Below are 16,919 nucleotides of genomic sequence, written 5' to 3' on the forward strand. Positions count from 1 at the left end.
CACGCACCGTCGCCCCTTCCGCCGTCAACCCGGCAGTCAGAATAAGACCGACGAGTCGTGCAAAAAGGGCAAATTGGGAACAGTGTGGCCGGCAGGACACCCCCGGCCGGACCCGCGAGGCCCCCGACCCGGCCGATCGTGACTCAGGCCGGGATCGTGACTCAGACCGGGATCGGGGCGTGCTCGGGCTCGGGCAGCGACCGCGACGGCGGCACGACGAACTTGTAGCCGACCTGGCGGACCGTGCCGATCATCGACTCGTACTCCGAGCCGAGCTTGGCCCGCAGCCGCCGCACGTGCACGTCCACCGTCCGGGTGCCGCCGAAGTAGTCGTAGCCCCAGACCTCGCGCAGGAGCTGGTCCCGGGTGAACACCCGGCCCGGGTGCTGGGCCAGGAACTTCAGCAGCTCGAACTCCTTGTACGTCAGGTCGAGCGGCCGGCCCTTGAGCTTCGCGGCGTAGGTGTCCGGGTCGATGGTCAGCTCGCCCGCCCGGATCGAGCCGCCGGCCCCGGCCGTGGCGTTGCTCAGTCGACCGACCGCCAGTCGCAACCGGGCCTCGACCTCGGCCGGCCCGGCGCCGGCCAGGATGACGTCGTCGACGCCCCAGTCGGCGTTCAGCGCGATCAGCCCGGCCTCGGTGACCACCGCGACCAGCGGCACGCCGAGCCCGGTGGCGTGCAGCATCCGGCAGGTGGCCCGGGCCTCGCTCAGCTCCGTCCGGGCGTCCACCAACACGGCGTCCGGACTGGGCCCGGCGACCAGGGTGCGGACGTCGCGCGGCGCGGTGCGCACAGAGTGTGGCAGCAGGTCGAGCGCCGGCAGAACCATCGATGGTTCGCCTGCGCGTGCGGTCACCAGCAGCAGGATCTCCACACGATCACCTCCGTCCCGGCGGCCCTGCGGCCGCGCGCGACCAGCGACACTCCCTGGTAGGGGTGGCGCTGAGAACTTGCGTGGGTCCCGGCGTCGCTGACGGGCGGGTATCGGCTTGAGCGTAACCGACCGCCCCGGCTGCGCTTCCGTTCCGCTTCCCCTTTGTCCGTCTTGCCCGCGATCACGTCGCAGGTTTTAACGTTGCCGAAACCGTGGTCACCACGGTGGTACCCGGGTCTGGCACGATCGGGACGTGTATCCCCCGACCTCCTCCGAGGCCGGCCGGGACCCGTGGGTCGACGACGACGTCCCACCAGGGCCGGCCGGTCGCGCGCACCCACCGGTCCCGCGCACCGGCCCGGACGTCGACGCCGACGGTCCCCCGGCCCGGCGGGGTCGCCCCCGCCGGCTACGCCGCAGCGGCGACCCGGGCTGGCGACCCGACGACGAGGCCGACGACGACGTCGACGAGGAGGAGTTCGAGCCGGTCGAGGTGCACCGGCCGCTCTCGCTCACCATCGCCGGGTTCGCCGCGCTGCTCGGCGTCGGCCTGGTGCTCGGCGCGCAGACCGCCGGGCCCGGGCACCGGTTGCCGTTCGCGTTCATCATCTTCGGCGTGCAGCTGATCTTCGTCCTGGCCTGGACGATGGCCATGCGCCCGCCCGCGCTCCTGCTGGTCGCCCTGGTCAGCGGGGTGGTGGCCGCCGCCGCCGACACCGCCGCCGTGCAGTCCGACATCGCCGGCCTCGCCCCGCTCGGGTACCTGGCCGCCGGCGGCTTCCTGCTCGGCGTGCTCGGGCAACTCGTCCGCCGGGTCGACCGGGTCCGGGTCACCGACTCGCTCGGCACCACCCTGCTGATCGTGGTCGGCGTGGTCGCCTTCGCCACCCTCATCGTGCTCAGCCGGATTCCGGCCGGCACCCAGGCGATCACCGTCTGCCTCACCGCCACCGGTGTCGCGCTGACCGTCGCCCGGCTCACTGACGCGGTGCTGCCCTGGCCCCGGCTCGCGCCGCAGGTGCCCCGGGGCGCGGCGGGCGTGGTGGCCGGCGCGATGGCCGGCACCCTGGCCAGCGCCGTGCTGGGCAGCTACCTGGTCAGCTTCACCCCCACCAGCGGTGCGGTGATCGGGCTGGTCGCCGCCGCCACCGCCGTGCTGGCCGACCTCGCCGTCGGGTACGCCGAGGCGGGCCGGCTGATGGCCGGCGAGCCGCCGACGATGTGGGCCGCCCGGCACATGCAGGGCCCGCTCGGCGGCTTCGCACTGTCCGCCCCGGCGGCGTACGCGATGTGCGTGTTGTTCCTGTGAGCGACCGGGCGGCGGCGCCCGCCCGTCGCCCGGTCTCGGCCAACGGTTGAGGGTTCCCCCTCCCGGGTACTGTGCGGTGCGCCGCAGGGCGGCAGAAACCGGACCGTCGACGTCCCACGGGCGCCGGCCAGGACAGAAGGAGGCGGGCGTGGCGGAGGCCTACCCGGCGCACGAGGAGCGCCCCCGGCGACGTGGGCGCAAGGTGCTCATCACGCTCCTGGTCCTGCTGGTGATCCTGGCCGGGCTGCTGGTGGCCGCCGACCGGATCGCCGTCGGGGTCGCCGAGCGGGCCATCGCCGACCAGGTCACCAAGGAGATCGCCAAGCAGGACGCGCAGTCCTCGGCGCCCGAGGTCGAGGTTGGCGGCTTCCCCTTCCTCACCCAGGTGCTCGACGGCAGGTACGAGCGGATCACCATCAAGCTGCGCGACGTGCAGGGCGCGGTGCGGGGTGACGCGGTCAGCCTGCCGACGCTGGACGTCGACGCCCGCAACGTGCGGGCCTCCCTGGACACCCTGCGCACCCAGCAGGGCGACGTGGTCGCCGAGACCGTCGACGGCACCGGCACCATCACGTACGACAGCCTGGCCAAGCTCCTCGACCGGCCCGGCCTGACCCTCGGCGAGCGGGACGGCCAGCTCGCCGTCACCGCCCCGGTCGACATTCTCGGGCAGAAGCTGACCGTCACCGGCACCGCCAAGGTGACCGTCGGCAAGGAGGGGCAGGTGTCGTTGAGCTTCGCCGACCTCGACGCCGAGGGGTTGCCGAACATCCCGCTGGCCCGCACCCTGCTCAACAACTACGCCAAGGGCATCTCGATCGACGTGCCCCTGCCCGAGCTGCCGTTCCAGCTCGTCGTTCGCGAGGTCAGGCCGCTGCCCGGGGGGCTCGCGGTGACCGCCGCCGCGAAGGACGTCCCGATCAACTCGGCCGGCTGAACCGCCCGACCCCCGGCCGGGACGGTGTCGCCCGGCCGGGACGGTCGTCCCGGATGCTGGTCGGGCCGGTGGCACTCCCCGGGACGGCTGGTAGCCTCCCTGTTCATGGGGATGCACCTCACCAAACGGCGCGCGATCGACCTGTGTCGCGTGGCCACCTGCCTGTGTCGCCCCGTCATCTGACGGCGGGGCTGTCCTCGGCCGCCTGACGGCGGCCACCGGCCACAGGGTCTGCGTACCCTCCGGTTCTCCCCCTCTTCGCCCGGCAGCGGCGCCGTCGCACGAACCCGTGATCCCGTCCTTCCCACTGGGTCCCGCGCGTGGTGCGACAGTCACCTACTTCGATCCCGCGCAGGCTCACCATCCATCCTCACCAGGGAGTGATCTGATGAGTCGCGACACCGCACTCGTCTCGGCCGAATGGGCCGAGAAGAACATCGACGCCCCGGGCGTCGTCTTCGTCGAGGTCGACGAGGACACCTCGGCCTACGACACCGGTCACATCGCCGGCGCGATCAAGCTGGACTGGAGGACCGACCTCCAGGACCAGGTCCGCCGGGACTTCGTCAACAAGAGCCAGTTCGAGGCGCTGCTCTCCGAGCGCGGCGTCGGCAACGACGACGTCGTCGTGCTGTACGGCGGCAACAACAACTGGTTCGCCGCGTACGCGTACTGGTACTTCAAGCTCTACGGCCACCGCGACGTCAAGCTGCTCGACGGCGGTCGCAAGAAGTGGGAGCTGGACGCCCGACCGCTGGTCACCGACGCGGTGACCCGGCCGAGGACCGAGTACGTCGCGCAGGAGCCGGACAACACGATCCGCGCCTTCCGCGACGAGATCGTCGACGCGATCGGCACCAAGAACCTGGTCGACGTGCGCAGCCCCGACGAGTTCGCCGGCCGGCTGCTCGCCCCCGCCCACCTGCCGCAGGAGCAGGCCCAGCGCGCCGGGCACATCCCCACCGCGATCAGCGTGCCGTGGTCCAAGGCGGCCAACGAGGACGGCACCTTCAAGTCCGACGACGAGCTGCGCAAGATCTACGCCGCCGCCGGGCTGGACGACGGCAAGGAGACCATCGCCTACTGCCGGATCGGCGAGCGCTCCTCGCACAGCTGGTTCGTGCTCCAGGAGCTGCTCGGCCACCCCAACGTGAAGAACTACGACGGTTCCTGGACCGAGTACGGTTCGCTGGTCGGCGTGCCGGTCGCGCTCGGCGACGAGCCCGGGGAGGCCTGAGCCATGACCGCTCCCACCGCTGCCGGGTGCGCCGCGCCCGACCAGGCCGCCCCGCTGCCGGCCAGCCTGGACCTGGAGAAGGAAACCGTCATCACCGGCGTCGTCCGGTCCGAGGCGGGCGAGGTCATCGCGGGCGCGTACGTCCGGCTGCTCGACTCGACCGGTGAGTTCACCGCCGAGGTGGTCACCTCCCCGGCCGGCCAGTTCCGCTTCTTCGCCGCGCCCGGCACCTGGACGCTGCGGGCGCTCTCCCGACACGGCAACGGCGACGCCACCGTCACCGCCGCCCGTGGCATCAACGAGGTCGCCGTCACGGTCGCCTGAGTGTGTGTCGATAAGGCCCCCTGCTGTCGCTTCGTGCGCGGCAGGGGGCCTTATCGACACCTGAGGTTGTGGGTGCAGCCGTCCGAATGGCCGGGTCGCAGCAGGCAGCGTCGCCGGTGTGGCAGCCGCCGGTCGCAGAACACCTGATGCTGCCCGCTGAGGTCGCCCTCGGCGGAGATGGTGGTCTCGCCGACCTGCACCTGCGGCAGGAACCCCAACGAGCGGGTCAGCGCGCGGGCGAGGACGTGCGCGGCGGCCAGGTCGGCCGCCAGCACCGTCAGGTGTACGACGAACCGCTCGGCCTCGCTCACCGGTACGCCCGTGGGGCGACCGGGTGCGGTCGTGGGGCGACCGGGTGCGGTCGTGGGGCGAACCGGGACTGCCAGTCCCGCAACGTCTGCTTGATGCGGGCGTTCTCGTCCCGGGTGCGGTCCAGTTCGGGGGTCAGCGCGGCGAGGTTTTCGGCGACCCGGTGCAGGAAGGCGCTCACCTCGTCGGGGTCCAGGCCCCGGTGGACCAGCGTGAACTGCCGCTCCCGGACCCGCCCGGCGCACACGGGCCGGTACGCCGCCGAGCGATAGTGCCGGCCGGTGTTGCCCGCGCCGACCGGCCGTCCCTGTTCGGGTTGTCGGTGCCGGGCGGCTGTGCCTGCTGGACGGCTGTCGCGGCGGAGACGTCGGAACGGGTTGCGCACAGTCGGTCCACCTTCCCGAGGTGCCCCTGTCCGGGGCGGTGTGGGGTCGGGGCGGGCCGTCATTCCTGCGACGGCCCGCCCCGACGGGGGAGTGAGCGCTGCCCGTTGCCACGCGAGGAGGCTCGACAGCCAACTTATTCGCACCTCTCGCATGAGTCAACGGTGACACACGGTGTTTTTGTCGTCGCTTGTCGAACGCGCAGGCCTCGTGATCAAATCGGAGTTGCCACGCGAGGAGCGCCATGCCTGCTATGCCCGATTACCTCAGGATCTCTACCGGAATTATGGAAGCTGTGCGGTCTGGCAAGTTGAAGCCCGGCGACAAGCTTCCGTCCATCGCTCAACTGTGTGAGCAGCACAAGGTGGGCCCATCCACCATCCAGCAGGTGTTCATTCGGCTGGAGGCCCTGGAAGTAATAGACCGACACCAGGGCAAGGGAGTGTTCGTCACCGATCCCGATACCTGGATGCGGAAGCCTTAGCCTGCCACGCTCGGCGCTGCCGGCTTGAGGCCAGGCGGTTGTGCATGGCTGGATGGGCGTTGTCGTGTGCGGCCCGCCCGCCCCCGCCCCGTGCGCTTTCTCATGGGCCGGCCCTTGATCGTCTGCTGGTCACCGGCGCGACACGCCGGGCAGGGTGCCGGTACGCGACAGACGATCACCGTGGCTGGCCGTCGGGCACGGCTGGCGTCGGCAGCATCCGCGGGCGGGATCGGCAGGAGTTGGAGCGGTGACCAGCGGGGCTCCCGTGGGGCGGGACCGGCGGCGGGACGGGGCGACCGGTTGCGCGGTGACCGCCGCACCGGGAGCATCCGCGCACGCGGCTTCGATATGCGCGGTACCGGACACTCCGCGACTATGCCGGGGGCCTGAGGAAGTGCCAGCCGGGTGACAAGCTGCCCTCGATCAGTGAGCAGTGTGGCCGGTTCAAGGTCAGTGCGTTAACGATCAACCTTCTCAACGTGCGGCTAAAGGCGCTCGGGGTGATCAGCCGTCACCAGGGCAAGGGCATCTTCGTCACCGATCCGGAGACGTGGCTGCGTAAGCCCTGACCGGTAGCTGACACTTCTTCGGGTCCGCCATGGGCTTGCCCAGGCGGCCATCGAGCATCGTCTTGATAGACCGGCTGTGACGCCGCGTGACGCCCGGTCAGCGGCAGATCCGGGCACCCGACTTGGATCGTCGAGGCGATCGAGGCCGGCTGCGCAGCCCTGAGTTGAGGCGTGGTCACTCCCGGCCGGCGAGCGCCAAGGCGACGTCCAGCTCGTGCTGCTTGGCTGGAGATAGGGTGCCAATCCGCTTGAGCAGCGACTCCTCGCCGACAGTCGTGCCCCAGGTGCAAAAGATCTTCCCGGCCTTGGGCAATGCCACTCGGACCACGCCGCTCTCCGCCAAGCCCTCCTCGGCTCCGAAGAAGACCTCGATGCCGATGGCTCGTGGCTCCGGCCCGGCCTCCTCGAGGATTCGGCGTCGCTCGTCGATGTCGACCGCCTGCTCGCCGGACATCAGGACGAACCCGAGCTTCTGCGCCGGGGTGGCCGGCTCGACGATCTGCATGGCCAGGAACTCCGGCCCCGCACCTCCCGAGAGCAGCACGACGGGCCGCTTGTCGTCGATCTGAGCCCACCAAACCTCGCCGCGCTCCACATGCCCTCCTCGCACCCGGCCCGTGTCAGCGCTGCCCACCTGGCTCGCGATGCCATTCCCTGTATATCAAGGATGTTCGGGTGCACGCTCATCGGCAGAAGCGGATGGGCCGATCCGCTCAACGCCGTATCGCTGGCGAGTCGATCGAGCGCATCCTGGAAGAGATCGAGGAGGCGGCGGACGCGGCGATCGCCAGTGCTGTCGTGGCGCGTCGATCGTCCGAAGGGCCCGGGATTCCCTGGGTGCAGGCAGTCCGGGCGATTCCCTCAGGAGGGATCCGTTCCTGACGCCAACCGCTGCGCATCGGCTCGGGCCGGTCGTCCTCAGGGGTGACCGGCCCGAGCCGTGACCGTTGCGGCGCCCGCCCGCCTCCACGGGTACCCGGCCAGGACGTGCGCCCACCTCGCCGGGGTCCGGCCCCCGCCGTACGAGGGTGAAGAGAGCCGGCCTCGCGCGGACCTCGCCGCTCCCGGTGTGAAGTCGGCCCGACCGGATGCGCGGCTAGACTTCAGGTTGGCAGTTCAACCGTGCACTGCTGTGGCGGGCGCGGCCTCGGGAGGGTGTTCCAGCACCCTCTCGGGGGTCCGTCCGACTCCGACGGCGCCTACTCGCAGAAGACCCGCACTTTGGCATCGGGCTGGTCCACCTCCACGGTCATCTCGTCGAGGTGCTCCACGAGCGCCTCGAGCTGTTCGGGCTTGAGCTGCGTCAGGTCGAACGGCACACCCGACTTGTTCAGTTCGGTGTTGGCCTGGCCGAGTGCCTGCGGCGGGATCAGGGCCGCCAGCCGTACGCCGGCCCGCAGCAACTGCAGCGGCACCCGCACGTTGACCCGTCCCGGCTCGCCGTTCTCGACGGTGTCCACCAACACCCGCAGGTACTTCGCCCTGCCCTTCGGCCGGGCGTCGAGGCTCGACGCCGCCTCCGGCTGGTCCCGTTCGAGCGCGGCGATGAGCTGCTCCGCCTCCTCTGCGGTGATCTTGCCCTCGGCCAGCATGTCGAGGATGTCCTTGCGCTGTTCGTTCATCGGAACCTCTCCTATCGGATGGTTACGAGCACAGCCGAACGGCCCTGCTCGATGTCGACCCGGGTGCCGGGCAACGCGGAGATGACCCGCCAACCGGTGCCGAGCGCGCCCACCACACTGATGCGGTACACGAGGCAGGCCACGGCCGCCACCAGCACGACCAGGACCACGACCGGCGAGAACACGAGCACTACGGGGAGCACCGGGACCCAGATCCGGATGGGACGACCGTCCGGGCGTTTGACCCGTACGGTCAGCAACTGCGGCATCACGTGCGGCCCTCCAGTTCGGACAGCGCCTGCTGTGTGGTGATCTCGCCGCGGCGCAACCGATCGATGACGTCGGCCCGCGACGGCGCCGGATCCGTCTCGACGAAGTCGAGCATCTGCATGATCCGGTTCAGTCGTGACTTGATCGTCGGGTAGCTCACCCCGAAGATCCGCTCCATCTCCTTGATGGACCCGTGACACCGCACGAACGCCGTGACGAAGACCTGATCCTCGACGTTGAGCTGAGCCAGCTGCGGTAGCTCGAACTCGCCCTCGATCGCGACGCCGTTGCCTGCCAGGCGCACCCGCTCGACGACGAACGGCTGGCCCCGGGTCAGGTTCGTGAGTTCCTGCCAGTCCATCGCCTGCTCTGTCATATCTAAATTTGTACCCCGCTCAACTTCAACTTTCAATATGTTGATCTTAATTTTCTTAAGCAAGCGCTTCGGTGGTCGCCTGCACCGGCGGGTGGAGCCGGCGTGCCGGCCGGGGTGGCGACACCGCGTGACACGATGTCCCGGTGAGTGGTGCTGCCCAGGCGGGATACGCCCCGCCGACCGGTCCCCGAGAGCCGACGCCCGCCCGCCGTCGGTCCCACTGGCTGCTTGCCGTGACCGTGGCCTGGGCGGTGCTGCTCGGCGTACTGACTTGGGTGTCGGTTCGCGACGACGGGCCGACCGTGCGCGAACAGCGCACCCTGGCCCAGGCCGGGCCGGTGGTTGACCGCGCGGTGGGCGAGCTGGTCGCGGCGGCTGCCGGGGACCGGGCCGTCGCGCTCGTACCGGACCGGATCGAGCAGGGCTGTACGGTGACGCCTCTGCTCGACGGCGCGACGCTGGCGCGCGCGGTGGAGGTCGTCGCGCCCGGCGCGGACCCGCGCGCCGTGCTCACCGAGATCGCCGACCGGCTACCGGCCGCCTGGCGGGCCGGCGTCCGGGTGACCGGCGACGGCCCCCGGTTACGTGCCGACGCGGGGGAGTTCGTGCTGGTGGAGGGGCGTCCGGCCGGTGACGGCCGGGTCCGGCTGAGCGTCCGCACCGGGTGCCGCCCGGTGGGCGACGGCTACCGCGCCCCCGCCGCCCAGGGCGGCCCGGAGGTGGCCGCCCTCGCCGCCGCCCTGCGGGCACTCGGCACCCCGGCCGCGCCGGCTCCCGTGCTGGTCGCCGCGCCGTGTCCCGGCGGTGGGGGGCCGGCCCGCACCGCCCGCGTCACCCTCGACCCCGCCCCGGCCGAGCCGGCCCGCGCGCTCGCCCCGGTCGCCGCCGGTGCCGTCCTTTTCGACGCCACCGAGGGGTACGCCTACCGACAGGGCCCGGTCACCGTGGCCCTGGCCGGCACCGAGCTCACCGCCAGCACCGGCTGCGGAGGCTGACCCACCTGGCGGCGGGTCAGGGGACCGGCCGTCAGTAGACGAGCGCCTGCGCCCCTTCGGCCATCGCCTCCTCGACGAAGACCGCCGCCCCGGCGATCCGTACGCCGGGCAGCACGTCGTCCGGGCCGATGTCCCGGCGGGCCGCGCACTGCGTGCAGGCCGTCACCTTGCCGGTGGTCATGATCACGTGCAGCAGCTCGGCCAGCGGCGCGGAGTGCGGCAGCTCGAACTCCTGCGCCCGTCCCGGCAGCGCGAACCAGGTCGACTCCCCGGTCAGCCAGAGTGAGACGTCCACCCCGGACGCGGCAGCGGTGGCGGCGACGGTGAAAGCCTGCGCGCACCGCTCGGGCGCGTCCGCGCCGGCGGTGACCTTGACGACGAGAGTGCGGGCCATGACGCCAGCATAGGATGGCCCGGATGGTTACCGAGATCGGGTTCGTCAGCTTGCTGGTCGCCGGCCTGGGCGCACTCGCCGGTGGCCTGGTCTACCTTGCCGTACGCATGTCGAGAGGACGTTGGTGAGCGCGAGGAGTGAGCCGGGTCTGCGAGCCCCGCAGTCGCGAACGGAGATAAACCTGTGAGCGGCGAGAATGCTCTACAGCCTCCGTGGTTGAACGCCCCCCCGGTCGACCCGTACCCGTACGAGGAGAGCCACGACCTGCGGGTGGGCCCGAAGCTGCACCCGACGCTGGACGGACTGCTGCCCTACGTCGGGGTGTGGCGGGGTCGGGGTCGGGGCGGGTACCCGACGATCGAGGACTTCGACTACGCCCAGGAGATCCGGATCAGCCACGACGGCCGGCCCTTCCTGTCCTACGAGTCGCGGGCCTGGATCCTCGACGAGGAGAGCCGGCCGGTGCGCCCCGGCGGCCGTGAGGTGGGCTGGTGGCGTCCGGTGCTCGACGGCGACGGCCGGGCCACCGACGAGCTGGAGGCCCTGATGTCCGTGCCGACGGGCGTGATGGAGCTGCACATCGGCAAGCGCAAGGGCACCCAGTTGGAGTTCGTCACCGACGCCGTGGTCCGCACCTCCACCGCCAAGGAGGTCACGGCCGGGCACCGGCTTTTCGGCATCGTCGAGGGTGCCCTGCTGTACGCCCAGGACATGGCCGCCGTCGGCCACCCCCTGACCCCCCACCTCTCCGCCCGTCTCCTCCGCACGGCCGGCTGACCCCACCCCACCATCAAGAGGTTTGCGTCACGCCGGGCCGCCCCGTGACGCAAACCTCTTGATCAATGGGAGCGGAAGCGGGGTTGGGGGTGAGGGCGAACTATAGTCGGGTGGTGCCCGAATCCTCCCTTGCGGAAGTGCTCCGCGCCCGTGGGCTGCGGCTGACGGCGCAGCGGCAGTTGATCCTCCAGGCGGTGCTGGACCTTGGGCACGCCACCCCGGAGCAGGTGCACGGTGCGGTCCGCAAGGTGGCCGCCGGCGTCAACATCACCACCATCTACCGGACGCTGGAGCTGCTGGAACGCCTCGGCCTGGTGACCCACACCCACCTGTCGCACGGCTCGCCCACCTACCACGCGGCCGGTGAACACCAGCACGTCCACCTGGTCTGCCGGGAGTGTGGCGCGATCGACGAGATCGACCGGGAGCTGCTCCGGCCGCTCGCCGACCGGCTGGCCGGCGAGCGGGGGTTCCGGGTGGACATCGGGCACGTGGCGCTCTTCGGCGTCTGCGGTCGTTGCGAGGACGGGGAGCGGAAATGATCGACATCGCGGGTGCGGTCGCGGCCGAGGCCATCGACGAACAGACGCGGGACCAGCCGGATCCGGCGCACCGGGCGGCCGGGGTGCGCGGGGTCGCCGCCCACTACGGCGACCCGATGCGGGAGCAGCGCACCCTCGACACCGCCGTGGGCCTGGTCGACCGGTCGCACCGGGGGATCATCGCCGTGCCCGGCGAGGAGCGGATCGGCTGGCTGCACACCCTCACCACCCAGCACCTGGCGACGCTGAACGCCGGCGAGGGCACGGAGCTGCTGGTGCTCTCCCCGCACGGCCACGTCGAGCAGCACGCGATGGTCGCCGAGGACGGCGAGACCACCTGGCTGGACACCGAGCCGGGCGCCACGGGCGGTCTGCTGACGTACCTGGAGCGGATGCGGTTCTTCAGCAAGGTCGAGCCGCGTGACGCCACCGCCGAGCACGCACTGCTCTCCCTGGTCGGCCCGGAGGCGACCGGCGCGCTCGGCACGCTGGGCGTGACCGGGCTGGCCGAGCCCGACGCCGTCGGGGTGCCGGGTCCGAAGTTCCGCTCCGGCGAGATGCCGTCCCGACCCACCGTCCGGTACGCCGTCGCGCCGCTGCCGATCGGTGGGTGGGCCCGCCGGGGCCCGCTCGGCGTGGACCTGCTGGTGCCCCGGGTGGCCATGGACCAGGTGGTCGCCGAGCTGCGCGGTGCCGGGGTGCCGGTGGTCGGGCTGTGGGCGTACGAGGCGATCCGGGTGGCCGCCCGGCGGGCCCGGGTCGGGGTGGACACCGACCACCGGACCATCCCCGCCGATGTGGACCTGATCGCCCCGGCCGTGCATCTGGACAAGGGTTGCTATCGGGGCCAGGAGACCGTCGCCCGGGTGCACAACCTGGGCCGGCCGCCGCGTCGGCTCGTACTGCTGCACCTGGACGGGGTGACCACCGACCTGCTGCCGGCCGCCGGCACCCCGGTGACCCTGGACGGCCGGGCGGTCGGTTTCGTCGGCACCGCCGTGCACCACCACGAGCTGGGCCAGGTCGCCCTGGCGGTGGTCAAGCGCAACGTCGGAGACGACGCCCGCCTCCTGGTCGGCGAGACGGCCGCCGCGATCGACCCTTCCTGAATCGGCGTTCAGTCAGACGGTCGACCTGCCCGGGCGGGCCGTCTAGGATCGCCGACATGACGACAGGGACGTTGATCACGGTTGCCCCCACCGGCGCGGAGTCGGCGAAGGCGGAGGTCCCGGCGCTGCCGGTGACCCTCGACGAGCTGCTGTTGACCGCGAAGGAGTGCGAGGCGCTCGGCGCCGCCGTGATCCACGTCCACATCCGCGACGACGACGCGCGGCCCACCCTCGACCAGGGGCGGCTGCGGGAGACGGTGACCGCGCTGCGGGAGAGCACCGACCTGGTCGTGCAGCTCTCCTCCGGCGGGGCGGTGACCGACCCCGAGGCCGACCGGCTGGCCGTGCTGGACGCCGGGCCGGACATGGCCTCCTGCACCATGGGCACGCTCAACTTCGGCGACGACGTCTTCCTCAACCGCTGGGAGTTCATCGTCGGACTGCACACCCGGATGCAGGAGCGCGGCATCGTTCCGGAGTACGAGATCTTCGACCTCGGCCACCTGACCGCCCTGCAACGCCTGCTCGGCAAGTACGGCCTGCCGCACGGCGGGCACGTGCACGTCGACTTCGTGATGGGGGTGCCGGGCGGCATGCCGGGCACCACGCAGGCGCTGGCCGCCGCCCACCAGGCGCTGCGCGACCTGCCGGAGGGGACCACGTTCTCGGCCACCGGCATCGGCCGCAGCAGCATCCCGGTGATGCTGGCCTCGCTGTCGGCCGGCGGGCACCTGCGGGTGGGGATGGAGGACACCGCCACGTACGCGAAGGGGCAGCCCGTCGAGTCGAACATGCAACTCGTGGCGCGGGCGGTCGGCTTCGCCCAGCTCGCCCAGCGCCCGCCGCTGACCACGGCGGCGGCCCGCGAGCTGCTCGGCCTCTCCTGACCGGGCTCGCCGCGGTGACCCGCGAACTTTCCTGACCACGACGGCGGCCCGCGACCCGTTCCGCAGGCCACGGCGGGGCGGGGCGGCGTCGGCTTCCGCCGGTAAGTCCCGCTTCGGCCCGCGCCCCTGTCGTCGGGCGGGCAGCCGGCCTGCTCACCCTCGTTCCGGCCGCCGCCGCCCAGTCGGTACCGTCCACGTTGTGAGAACGACGTACGAGGGCGGCGCGCCGCTCGCCGAGGTGGTCCGCTCGGGATTCGTGGAGGGGCTGCACCGCGGCTCGGTGGCGGTGCTCGACGCGGCCGGCGAGCCGGTGGCCGACGCCGGGGACGTCACCTCCCCGATCTTCCCGCGCTCGGCGAGCAAGCCGATGCAGGCGATCGGCATGCTCCGCGCCGGGCTGCCGCTGAGCGACCCGGCCGACGTGGCGCTGGTGTCGGCCAGCCACGCGGGGGAGGAGTTCCACGTGGCCCGGGTGGGCGAGCTGCTGGCCGCCGGCGGGCTGGACGAGTCCGCCCTCGGCTGCCCACCCGACCTGCCGATGGGCGAGCTGGCCCGGGAGGCCGTGCTGCGGGCCGGCGGCGGGCCCACCCGGGCCCGGATGAACTGTTCCGGCAAGCACACCGGCATGGTGCTCACCTGCCTGGCCGCCGGCTGGCCCCGGGAGGGCTACTGGCGTCCGGAGCACCCGTTGCAGCAGCGGCTGCGGGAGACCGTCGAGGAGTTCGCCGGGGAGCGGGTGGCGGCCGTCGGGGTGGACGGCTGCGGGGCCCCGGTGCTGGCCGTCTCGCTGACCGGGCTGGCCCGGGCGTTCCTGCGGCTGGTCACCGCCGAGCCCGGCTCGGCGGCGCGGACGGTCGCGGACGCCATGCGGGCGTACCCGGAGGTCGTGGGTGGCACCTGGGCGGAGGACAGCAGGCTGATGCGCGGCCTGCCCGGCGCGCTCGTCAAGATCGGCGCGGAGGGGGTGATCGCCGCCGCGCTGCCCGGCGTCGGCGCGGTCGCCGTGAAGATCGACGACGGGGCGGCGCGGGCCCGGATGCCGGTCCTGGTCTCCGCGCTGCGCCGGCTGGGCGCCAGGGCGCCGGTCCTTGACGAGTACGCCGAGCTGCCGCTGCTCGGCGGTGGCCTCCCGGTCGGGGCGGTCCGCCCGCTCTGGTGACCGGGCGGGCGCCCTCGCCGGGCGGCTCTTTCTCACACCAGGAGGTCAGTTCTCACCTGAGAAAGTCGAGCAGGGCGGGGTTGACGGCGTCCGGGCGCTCCAGGGGGAGCAGGTGGCCGGCGTCGGGAACGTCCGGCAGCCGGACCGCGCCGGGGACCTCGGCGGCGATCCGGTCGGCGAGCCGGCGGATGTCCGGCACGTCGGCCGTCCCGGCGGCCACCAGCACCGGTACGCGCAGCTCGCCGAGCCGCTCGATCGCGGGCGGGTCGAGCTCGGCCACGTCCACGGCGCTCAACGCCAGCTCGGCGGCGAGCGCCTGCCGGTCCATCTCCTCGGCGAACCGGACCAGCGCCGGGTCGACGTCCTCCGGGCGGCGGCCCGGGCCGACCACCCAGAACCGCACCTCGCCGGCCGCGCCGGCCGTGAAGTCCTCGGGGTCGGTCTCGCCGACGAGGTCGTCCCAGAGGTCGTTGGTCTCCTCGGACCACTCGTGGCCGCCGATCGCCGTGCCGAGGAGCGCGAGCGCGTGGATCCGCCCCGGGTGCGCCAGGGCGGTGTCGACCGCCACCGCCCCGCCGAACGAGCAGCCCACCAACGCGGCCCGGGGCAGGTCCAGCGCGTCCAGCAGCCCGACGACGTCGTCGTGGTGGGCGAACGCGTCGGGAGGCAGTTCGGAGTCGCCGTAGCCGCGCAGGTCCACGGTGATCACCCGGTGCCGGGTGGCCAGGGCGGGCACCTGCTCCCGCCACATCCGCCGGTCGGCGATGCCGGCGTGCAGCAGCACGACGGGGGTCCCGCTGCCGGTGTCGTCGTACGCGAGGTTCGCGCCGTTGATCTCGATCTTCGTCACGACGGGAAAAGGTACGGACCGGACAGACGGCGCGCAAACCGGTTCTGAGACCTCGCTAACTCTGGCTAGCATTCTGCTTGCAGGAGCTAGCGGTGCCGGTTAGCGTGGGGCCATGGCCAGCTCCAAGGACCTACCCGATGTCGGCGGGTTCATCCGTGACCTGCGACGCAACGCGAAGATCTCGTTGCGGCAGCTCGCCGAGCAGGCGGGCGTCAGCAACCCGTACCTAAGCCAGATCGAGCGCGGCCTGCGCAGGCCCAGCGCGGAGGTGCTCCAGCAGCTCGCCAGCGCGCTGCGGGTCTCCACCCCCGCGATGTACCTGCGCGCCGGACTGCTCGACGACAAAGAGGGGCAGGGCGTGCTCGCCGCCATCGCGGTCGATCCCGATTTGACCATGGCGCAGAAGCAGTCCCTCACCCAGATCTACGAGACGTTCCGCCGGGAGAACGCCCGGCTCGCCGAGGCGACGGCCGCCGCCGACGCCCCGGCGACGGCCAGCGCGCCACAGGCCCCCGCCACGGTGGCCCCGGCCGCGACCGGGCCCACCACGCCGGAGGGCACCCCGACCGAGGCGGTCCTGGAGTCGGTCGCCGTCACCGAGGCGGGCTCGGCGCCGGCCCCGCGCAGCAACAGCCCAGCGAGGAAGGCCGCCCCGCAGGCGGCCGACAGGACCGCCGCCGCGGTCGACGAGGACAAGACCGCTGCCGCGGTCGAGGAGGAGAAGTCATGACCCAGCCGAAGACCAACCGCATCCCGGCCCCGCTCTACGCCGCCGCCGGCGCCGGTGACCTGGCGATCGAGCAGCTGCGCAAGCTGCCGACGGTCGTCACCGACCTGGGCGGCAAGGTCGTCGCCGGACTCGGCGGCAAGGCCGTCGTGACCGGCTTCGAGCTGCGCCAGAGGGCCACCGAGACGCTTCGCACCGCCAACCAGACCGCCACCGAGCTGAGCGGGAAGGGCGTCCAGGCCGAACTGAACCGCCTGCGCGAGGCGGCCGACGTCAACCGGCTGCGCGAGGCCGCCGACCTCGACCGGATCCGCGAGCTGGCCGCCCGCAACGCCGCCGTCGTCGTCGCCGGCGCGCAGGCCGCCCAGGTGCGGGCCCTGGCCGCGTACGGCGAGCTGGTCGCCCGCGGCGAGCGGGTGGTCGGCGCCGGGGTGCTGGACGCCGCCGACGCGGTCAACGCCGACATCGAGGCGACCGAGGCGGAGCTGACCGCGACCCCGGCGGCCACCCCGACGGTGACCGAGGCCCCGGCGGCGGCGAAGACCGACGTCCCGACCCCGGCCGACGTGGCCGAGGTCGTGGAGGCCAAGCCGGCCGCCGCGAAGACCCCGCGTACCCGGGCGACCAAGGCGACCGCGGCCAAGGCGACCGGCAAGGCGGCTCCGCAGGCCGCCGCCGACACCCCGTCGGCCATGCTGCCGAAGACGACCCGGCGCACCCGCCCGGCCGCCGAGTAGCCAACCCGCCGACCCGTGCGGCACGACCCCGGATGCGTCCTGACGGA

26 protein-coding genes are annotated in these 16,919 nt (G+C 72.5%); 17 read left to right on the plus strand and 9 right to left on the minus strand.

Going from position 1 to position 16,919, the window contains the following annotated elements; genetic code table 11:
- Window positions 1-161: 161 nt before the first annotated feature.
- Entirely contained in the window at window positions 162-830 is a 669-nt protein-coding gene (locus ACH4T9_RS06550) for a winged-helix domain-containing protein (RefSeq protein ID WP_396670758.1), read from the minus strand.
- A 298-nt stretch (window positions 831-1,128) separates the two neighbouring features.
- Here ACH4T9_RS06550 and ACH4T9_RS06555 point away from each other — a divergent pair, with 298 nt between their 5' ends.
- The 5 genes from ACH4T9_RS06555 (at window position 1,129) to ACH4T9_RS06575 (ending at window position 4,682) form a co-directional block, all read left to right on the plus strand.
- Window positions 1,129-2,184: a hypothetical protein gene (locus tag ACH4T9_RS06555; protein ID WP_396670475.1), complete on the plus strand. Its 1,056-nt coding sequence runs from the start codon at window positions 1,129-1,131 to the stop codon at window positions 2,182-2,184.
- 148 nt (window positions 2,185-2,332) lie between these two features.
- Entirely contained in the window at window positions 2,333-3,121 is a 789-nt protein-coding gene (locus tag ACH4T9_RS06560) for a DUF2993 domain-containing protein (protein ID WP_396670474.1), read from the plus strand.
- 111 nt (window positions 3,122-3,232) lie between these two features.
- Window positions 3,233-3,304: an Ms5788A family Cys-rich leader peptide gene (locus ACH4T9_RS06565; protein ID WP_387016000.1), complete on the plus strand. Its 72-nt coding sequence runs from the start codon at window positions 3,233-3,235 to the stop codon at window positions 3,302-3,304.
- Between the two features lie 205 nt (window positions 3,305-3,509).
- The gene (locus ACH4T9_RS06570; protein WP_396670473.1) at window positions 3,510-4,358 is read left to right on the plus strand and encodes a sulfurtransferase; all 849 of its coding nucleotides are present in this window, start codon (window positions 3,510-3,512) and stop codon (window positions 4,356-4,358) included.
- Between the two features lie 3 nt (window positions 4,359-4,361).
- Complete coding sequence (locus tag ACH4T9_RS06575) at window positions 4,362-4,682, plus strand: DUF1416 domain-containing protein (protein ID WP_396670472.1); 321 nt, start codon at window positions 4,362-4,364, stop codon at window positions 4,680-4,682.
- 50 nt (window positions 4,683-4,732) lie between these two features.
- Here the strand turns inward: ACH4T9_RS06575 and ACH4T9_RS06580 are convergent, their stop codons facing one another.
- Entirely contained in the window at window positions 4,733-4,993 is a 261-nt protein-coding gene (locus ACH4T9_RS06580; protein WP_396670471.1) for a hypothetical protein, read from the minus strand.
- The gene (locus ACH4T9_RS06585) at window positions 4,990-5,376 is read right to left on the minus strand and encodes a DivIVA domain-containing protein (protein ID WP_396670470.1); all 387 of its coding nucleotides are present in this window, start codon (window positions 5,374-5,376) and stop codon (window positions 4,990-4,992) included. Before ACH4T9_RS06585 ends, ACH4T9_RS06580 begins: the two co-directional genes overlap by 4 nt.
- A 242-nt stretch (window positions 5,377-5,618) precedes the next feature.
- On the opposite strand from ACH4T9_RS06585, the gene ACH4T9_RS06590 reads away from it, so the two are divergent.
- Both ACH4T9_RS06590 and ACH4T9_RS06595 read left to right on the plus strand, forming a co-directional pair.
- Window positions 5,619-5,858, plus strand: a complete 240-nt coding sequence (locus ACH4T9_RS06590) for a winged helix-turn-helix domain-containing protein (RefSeq protein WP_396670469.1) — start codon at window positions 5,619-5,621, stop codon at window positions 5,856-5,858.
- Between the two features lie 386 nt (window positions 5,859-6,244).
- A complete protein-coding gene (locus ACH4T9_RS06595) occupies window positions 6,245-6,427 on the plus strand; it encodes a GntR family transcriptional regulator (RefSeq protein WP_396670757.1) in 183 nt (60 codons plus the stop codon).
- A gap of 175 nt (window positions 6,428-6,602) precedes the next feature.
- On the opposite strand, the gene ACH4T9_RS06600 is transcribed toward ACH4T9_RS06595, so the two are convergent.
- Window positions 6,603-7,022, minus strand: coding sequence for a hypothetical protein (locus ACH4T9_RS06600; protein WP_396670468.1), 420 nt, complete (start codon window positions 7,020-7,022; stop codon window positions 6,603-6,605).
- Between the two features lie 80 nt (window positions 7,023-7,102).
- Between ACH4T9_RS06600 and ACH4T9_RS06605 the strand changes: the two genes are divergently transcribed.
- The gene (locus ACH4T9_RS06605; RefSeq protein WP_396670467.1) at window positions 7,103-7,309 is read left to right on the plus strand and encodes a hypothetical protein; all 207 of its coding nucleotides are present in this window, start codon (window positions 7,103-7,105) and stop codon (window positions 7,307-7,309) included.
- Between the two features lie 317 nt (window positions 7,310-7,626).
- Here ACH4T9_RS06605 and ACH4T9_RS06610 read toward each other — a convergent pair whose 3' ends face one another.
- Genes ACH4T9_RS06610 through ACH4T9_RS06620 form a run of 3 tightly spaced genes read right to left on the minus strand, consistent with a single transcriptional unit; the run spans window position 7,627 to window position 8,731 of the window.
- A complete protein-coding gene (locus ACH4T9_RS06610) occupies window positions 7,627-8,049 on the minus strand; it encodes an SHOCT-like domain-containing protein (protein WP_350888336.1) in 423 nt (140 codons plus the stop codon).
- 11 nt (window positions 8,050-8,060) lie between these two features.
- Window positions 8,061-8,318 (minus strand): hypothetical protein, encoded by a 258-nt coding sequence (locus ACH4T9_RS06615; RefSeq protein ID WP_396670466.1) that lies wholly within the window; start codon window positions 8,316-8,318, stop codon window positions 8,061-8,063.
- Entirely contained in the window at window positions 8,318-8,731 is a 414-nt protein-coding gene (locus tag ACH4T9_RS06620) for a DUF2089 domain-containing protein (protein WP_396670465.1), read from the minus strand. Before ACH4T9_RS06620 ends, ACH4T9_RS06615 begins: the two co-directional genes overlap by 1 nt.
- A gap of 107 nt (window positions 8,732-8,838) precedes the next feature.
- On the opposite strand from ACH4T9_RS06620, the gene ACH4T9_RS06625 reads away from it, so the two are divergent.
- Complete coding sequence (locus ACH4T9_RS06625; protein ID WP_396670464.1) at window positions 8,839-9,690, plus strand: hypothetical protein; 852 nt, start codon at window positions 8,839-8,841, stop codon at window positions 9,688-9,690.
- Between the two features lie 31 nt (window positions 9,691-9,721).
- On the opposite strand, the gene ACH4T9_RS06630 is transcribed toward ACH4T9_RS06625, so the two are convergent.
- The gene (locus tag ACH4T9_RS06630) at window positions 9,722-10,084 is read right to left on the minus strand and encodes a DsrE family protein (protein ID WP_350888332.1); all 363 of its coding nucleotides are present in this window, start codon (window positions 10,082-10,084) and stop codon (window positions 9,722-9,724) included.
- Between the two features lie 23 nt (window positions 10,085-10,107).
- On the opposite strand from ACH4T9_RS06630, the gene mtfM reads away from it, so the two are divergent.
- From mtfM to ACH4T9_RS06660, 6 genes are all read left to right on the plus strand, one after another.
- Window positions 10,108-10,212 (plus strand): small membrane protein MtfM, encoded by a 105-nt coding sequence (mtfM, locus tag ACH4T9_RS06635; protein WP_036376929.1) that lies wholly within the window; start codon window positions 10,108-10,110, stop codon window positions 10,210-10,212.
- Between the two features lie 55 nt (window positions 10,213-10,267).
- Entirely contained in the window at window positions 10,268-10,861 is a 594-nt protein-coding gene (locus ACH4T9_RS06640; protein ID WP_396670463.1) for an FABP family protein, read from the plus strand.
- A gap of 110 nt (window positions 10,862-10,971) precedes the next feature.
- The gene (locus ACH4T9_RS06645; RefSeq protein WP_396670462.1) at window positions 10,972-11,403 is read left to right on the plus strand and encodes a Fur family transcriptional regulator; all 432 of its coding nucleotides are present in this window, start codon (window positions 10,972-10,974) and stop codon (window positions 11,401-11,403) included.
- On the plus strand, window positions 11,400-12,512 hold the full coding sequence (locus ACH4T9_RS06650; protein ID WP_396670461.1) for a YgfZ/GcvT domain-containing protein: 1,113 nt from the start codon (window positions 11,400-11,402) through the stop codon (window positions 12,510-12,512). Before ACH4T9_RS06645 ends, ACH4T9_RS06650 begins: the two co-directional genes overlap by 4 nt.
- A 56-nt stretch (window positions 12,513-12,568) precedes the next feature.
- Complete coding sequence (locus ACH4T9_RS06655; protein ID WP_396670460.1) at window positions 12,569-13,399, plus strand: 3-keto-5-aminohexanoate cleavage protein; 831 nt, start codon at window positions 12,569-12,571, stop codon at window positions 13,397-13,399.
- Window positions 13,400-13,598: 199 nt separating this feature from the next.
- Window positions 13,599-14,558, plus strand: a complete 960-nt coding sequence (locus tag ACH4T9_RS06660) for an asparaginase (protein ID WP_396670459.1) — start codon at window positions 13,599-13,601, stop codon at window positions 14,556-14,558.
- A 52-nt stretch (window positions 14,559-14,610) separates the two neighbouring features.
- Here the strand turns inward: ACH4T9_RS06660 and ACH4T9_RS06665 are convergent, their stop codons facing one another.
- Window positions 14,611-15,408 carry an alpha/beta fold hydrolase gene (locus ACH4T9_RS06665; RefSeq protein WP_396670458.1) on the minus strand — a complete coding sequence of 266 codons (798 nt, stop codon included), beginning with the start codon at window positions 15,406-15,408 and terminating at the stop codon, window positions 14,611-14,613.
- 112 nt (window positions 15,409-15,520) lie between these two features.
- Here ACH4T9_RS06665 and ACH4T9_RS06670 point away from each other — a divergent pair, with 112 nt between their 5' ends.
- Together ACH4T9_RS06670 and ACH4T9_RS06675 are read left to right on the plus strand one after the other, a co-directional pair.
- Window positions 15,521-16,138 carry a helix-turn-helix domain-containing protein gene (locus ACH4T9_RS06670; RefSeq protein ID WP_396670457.1) on the plus strand — a complete coding sequence of 206 codons (618 nt, stop codon included), beginning with the start codon at window positions 15,521-15,523 and terminating at the stop codon, window positions 16,136-16,138.
- Window positions 16,135-16,872 (plus strand): hypothetical protein, encoded by a 738-nt coding sequence (locus ACH4T9_RS06675; RefSeq protein WP_396670456.1) that lies wholly within the window; start codon window positions 16,135-16,137, stop codon window positions 16,870-16,872. Before ACH4T9_RS06670 ends, ACH4T9_RS06675 begins: the two co-directional genes overlap by 4 nt.
- The last annotated feature ends 47 nt before the right edge of the window (window positions 16,873-16,919 follow it).

Origin of the sequence: Micromonospora sp. NPDC020750, from assembly GCF_044334565.1 — a bacterium.
Classification (GTDB): Bacteria; Actinomycetota; Actinomycetes; order Mycobacteriales; family Micromonosporaceae; genus Micromonospora.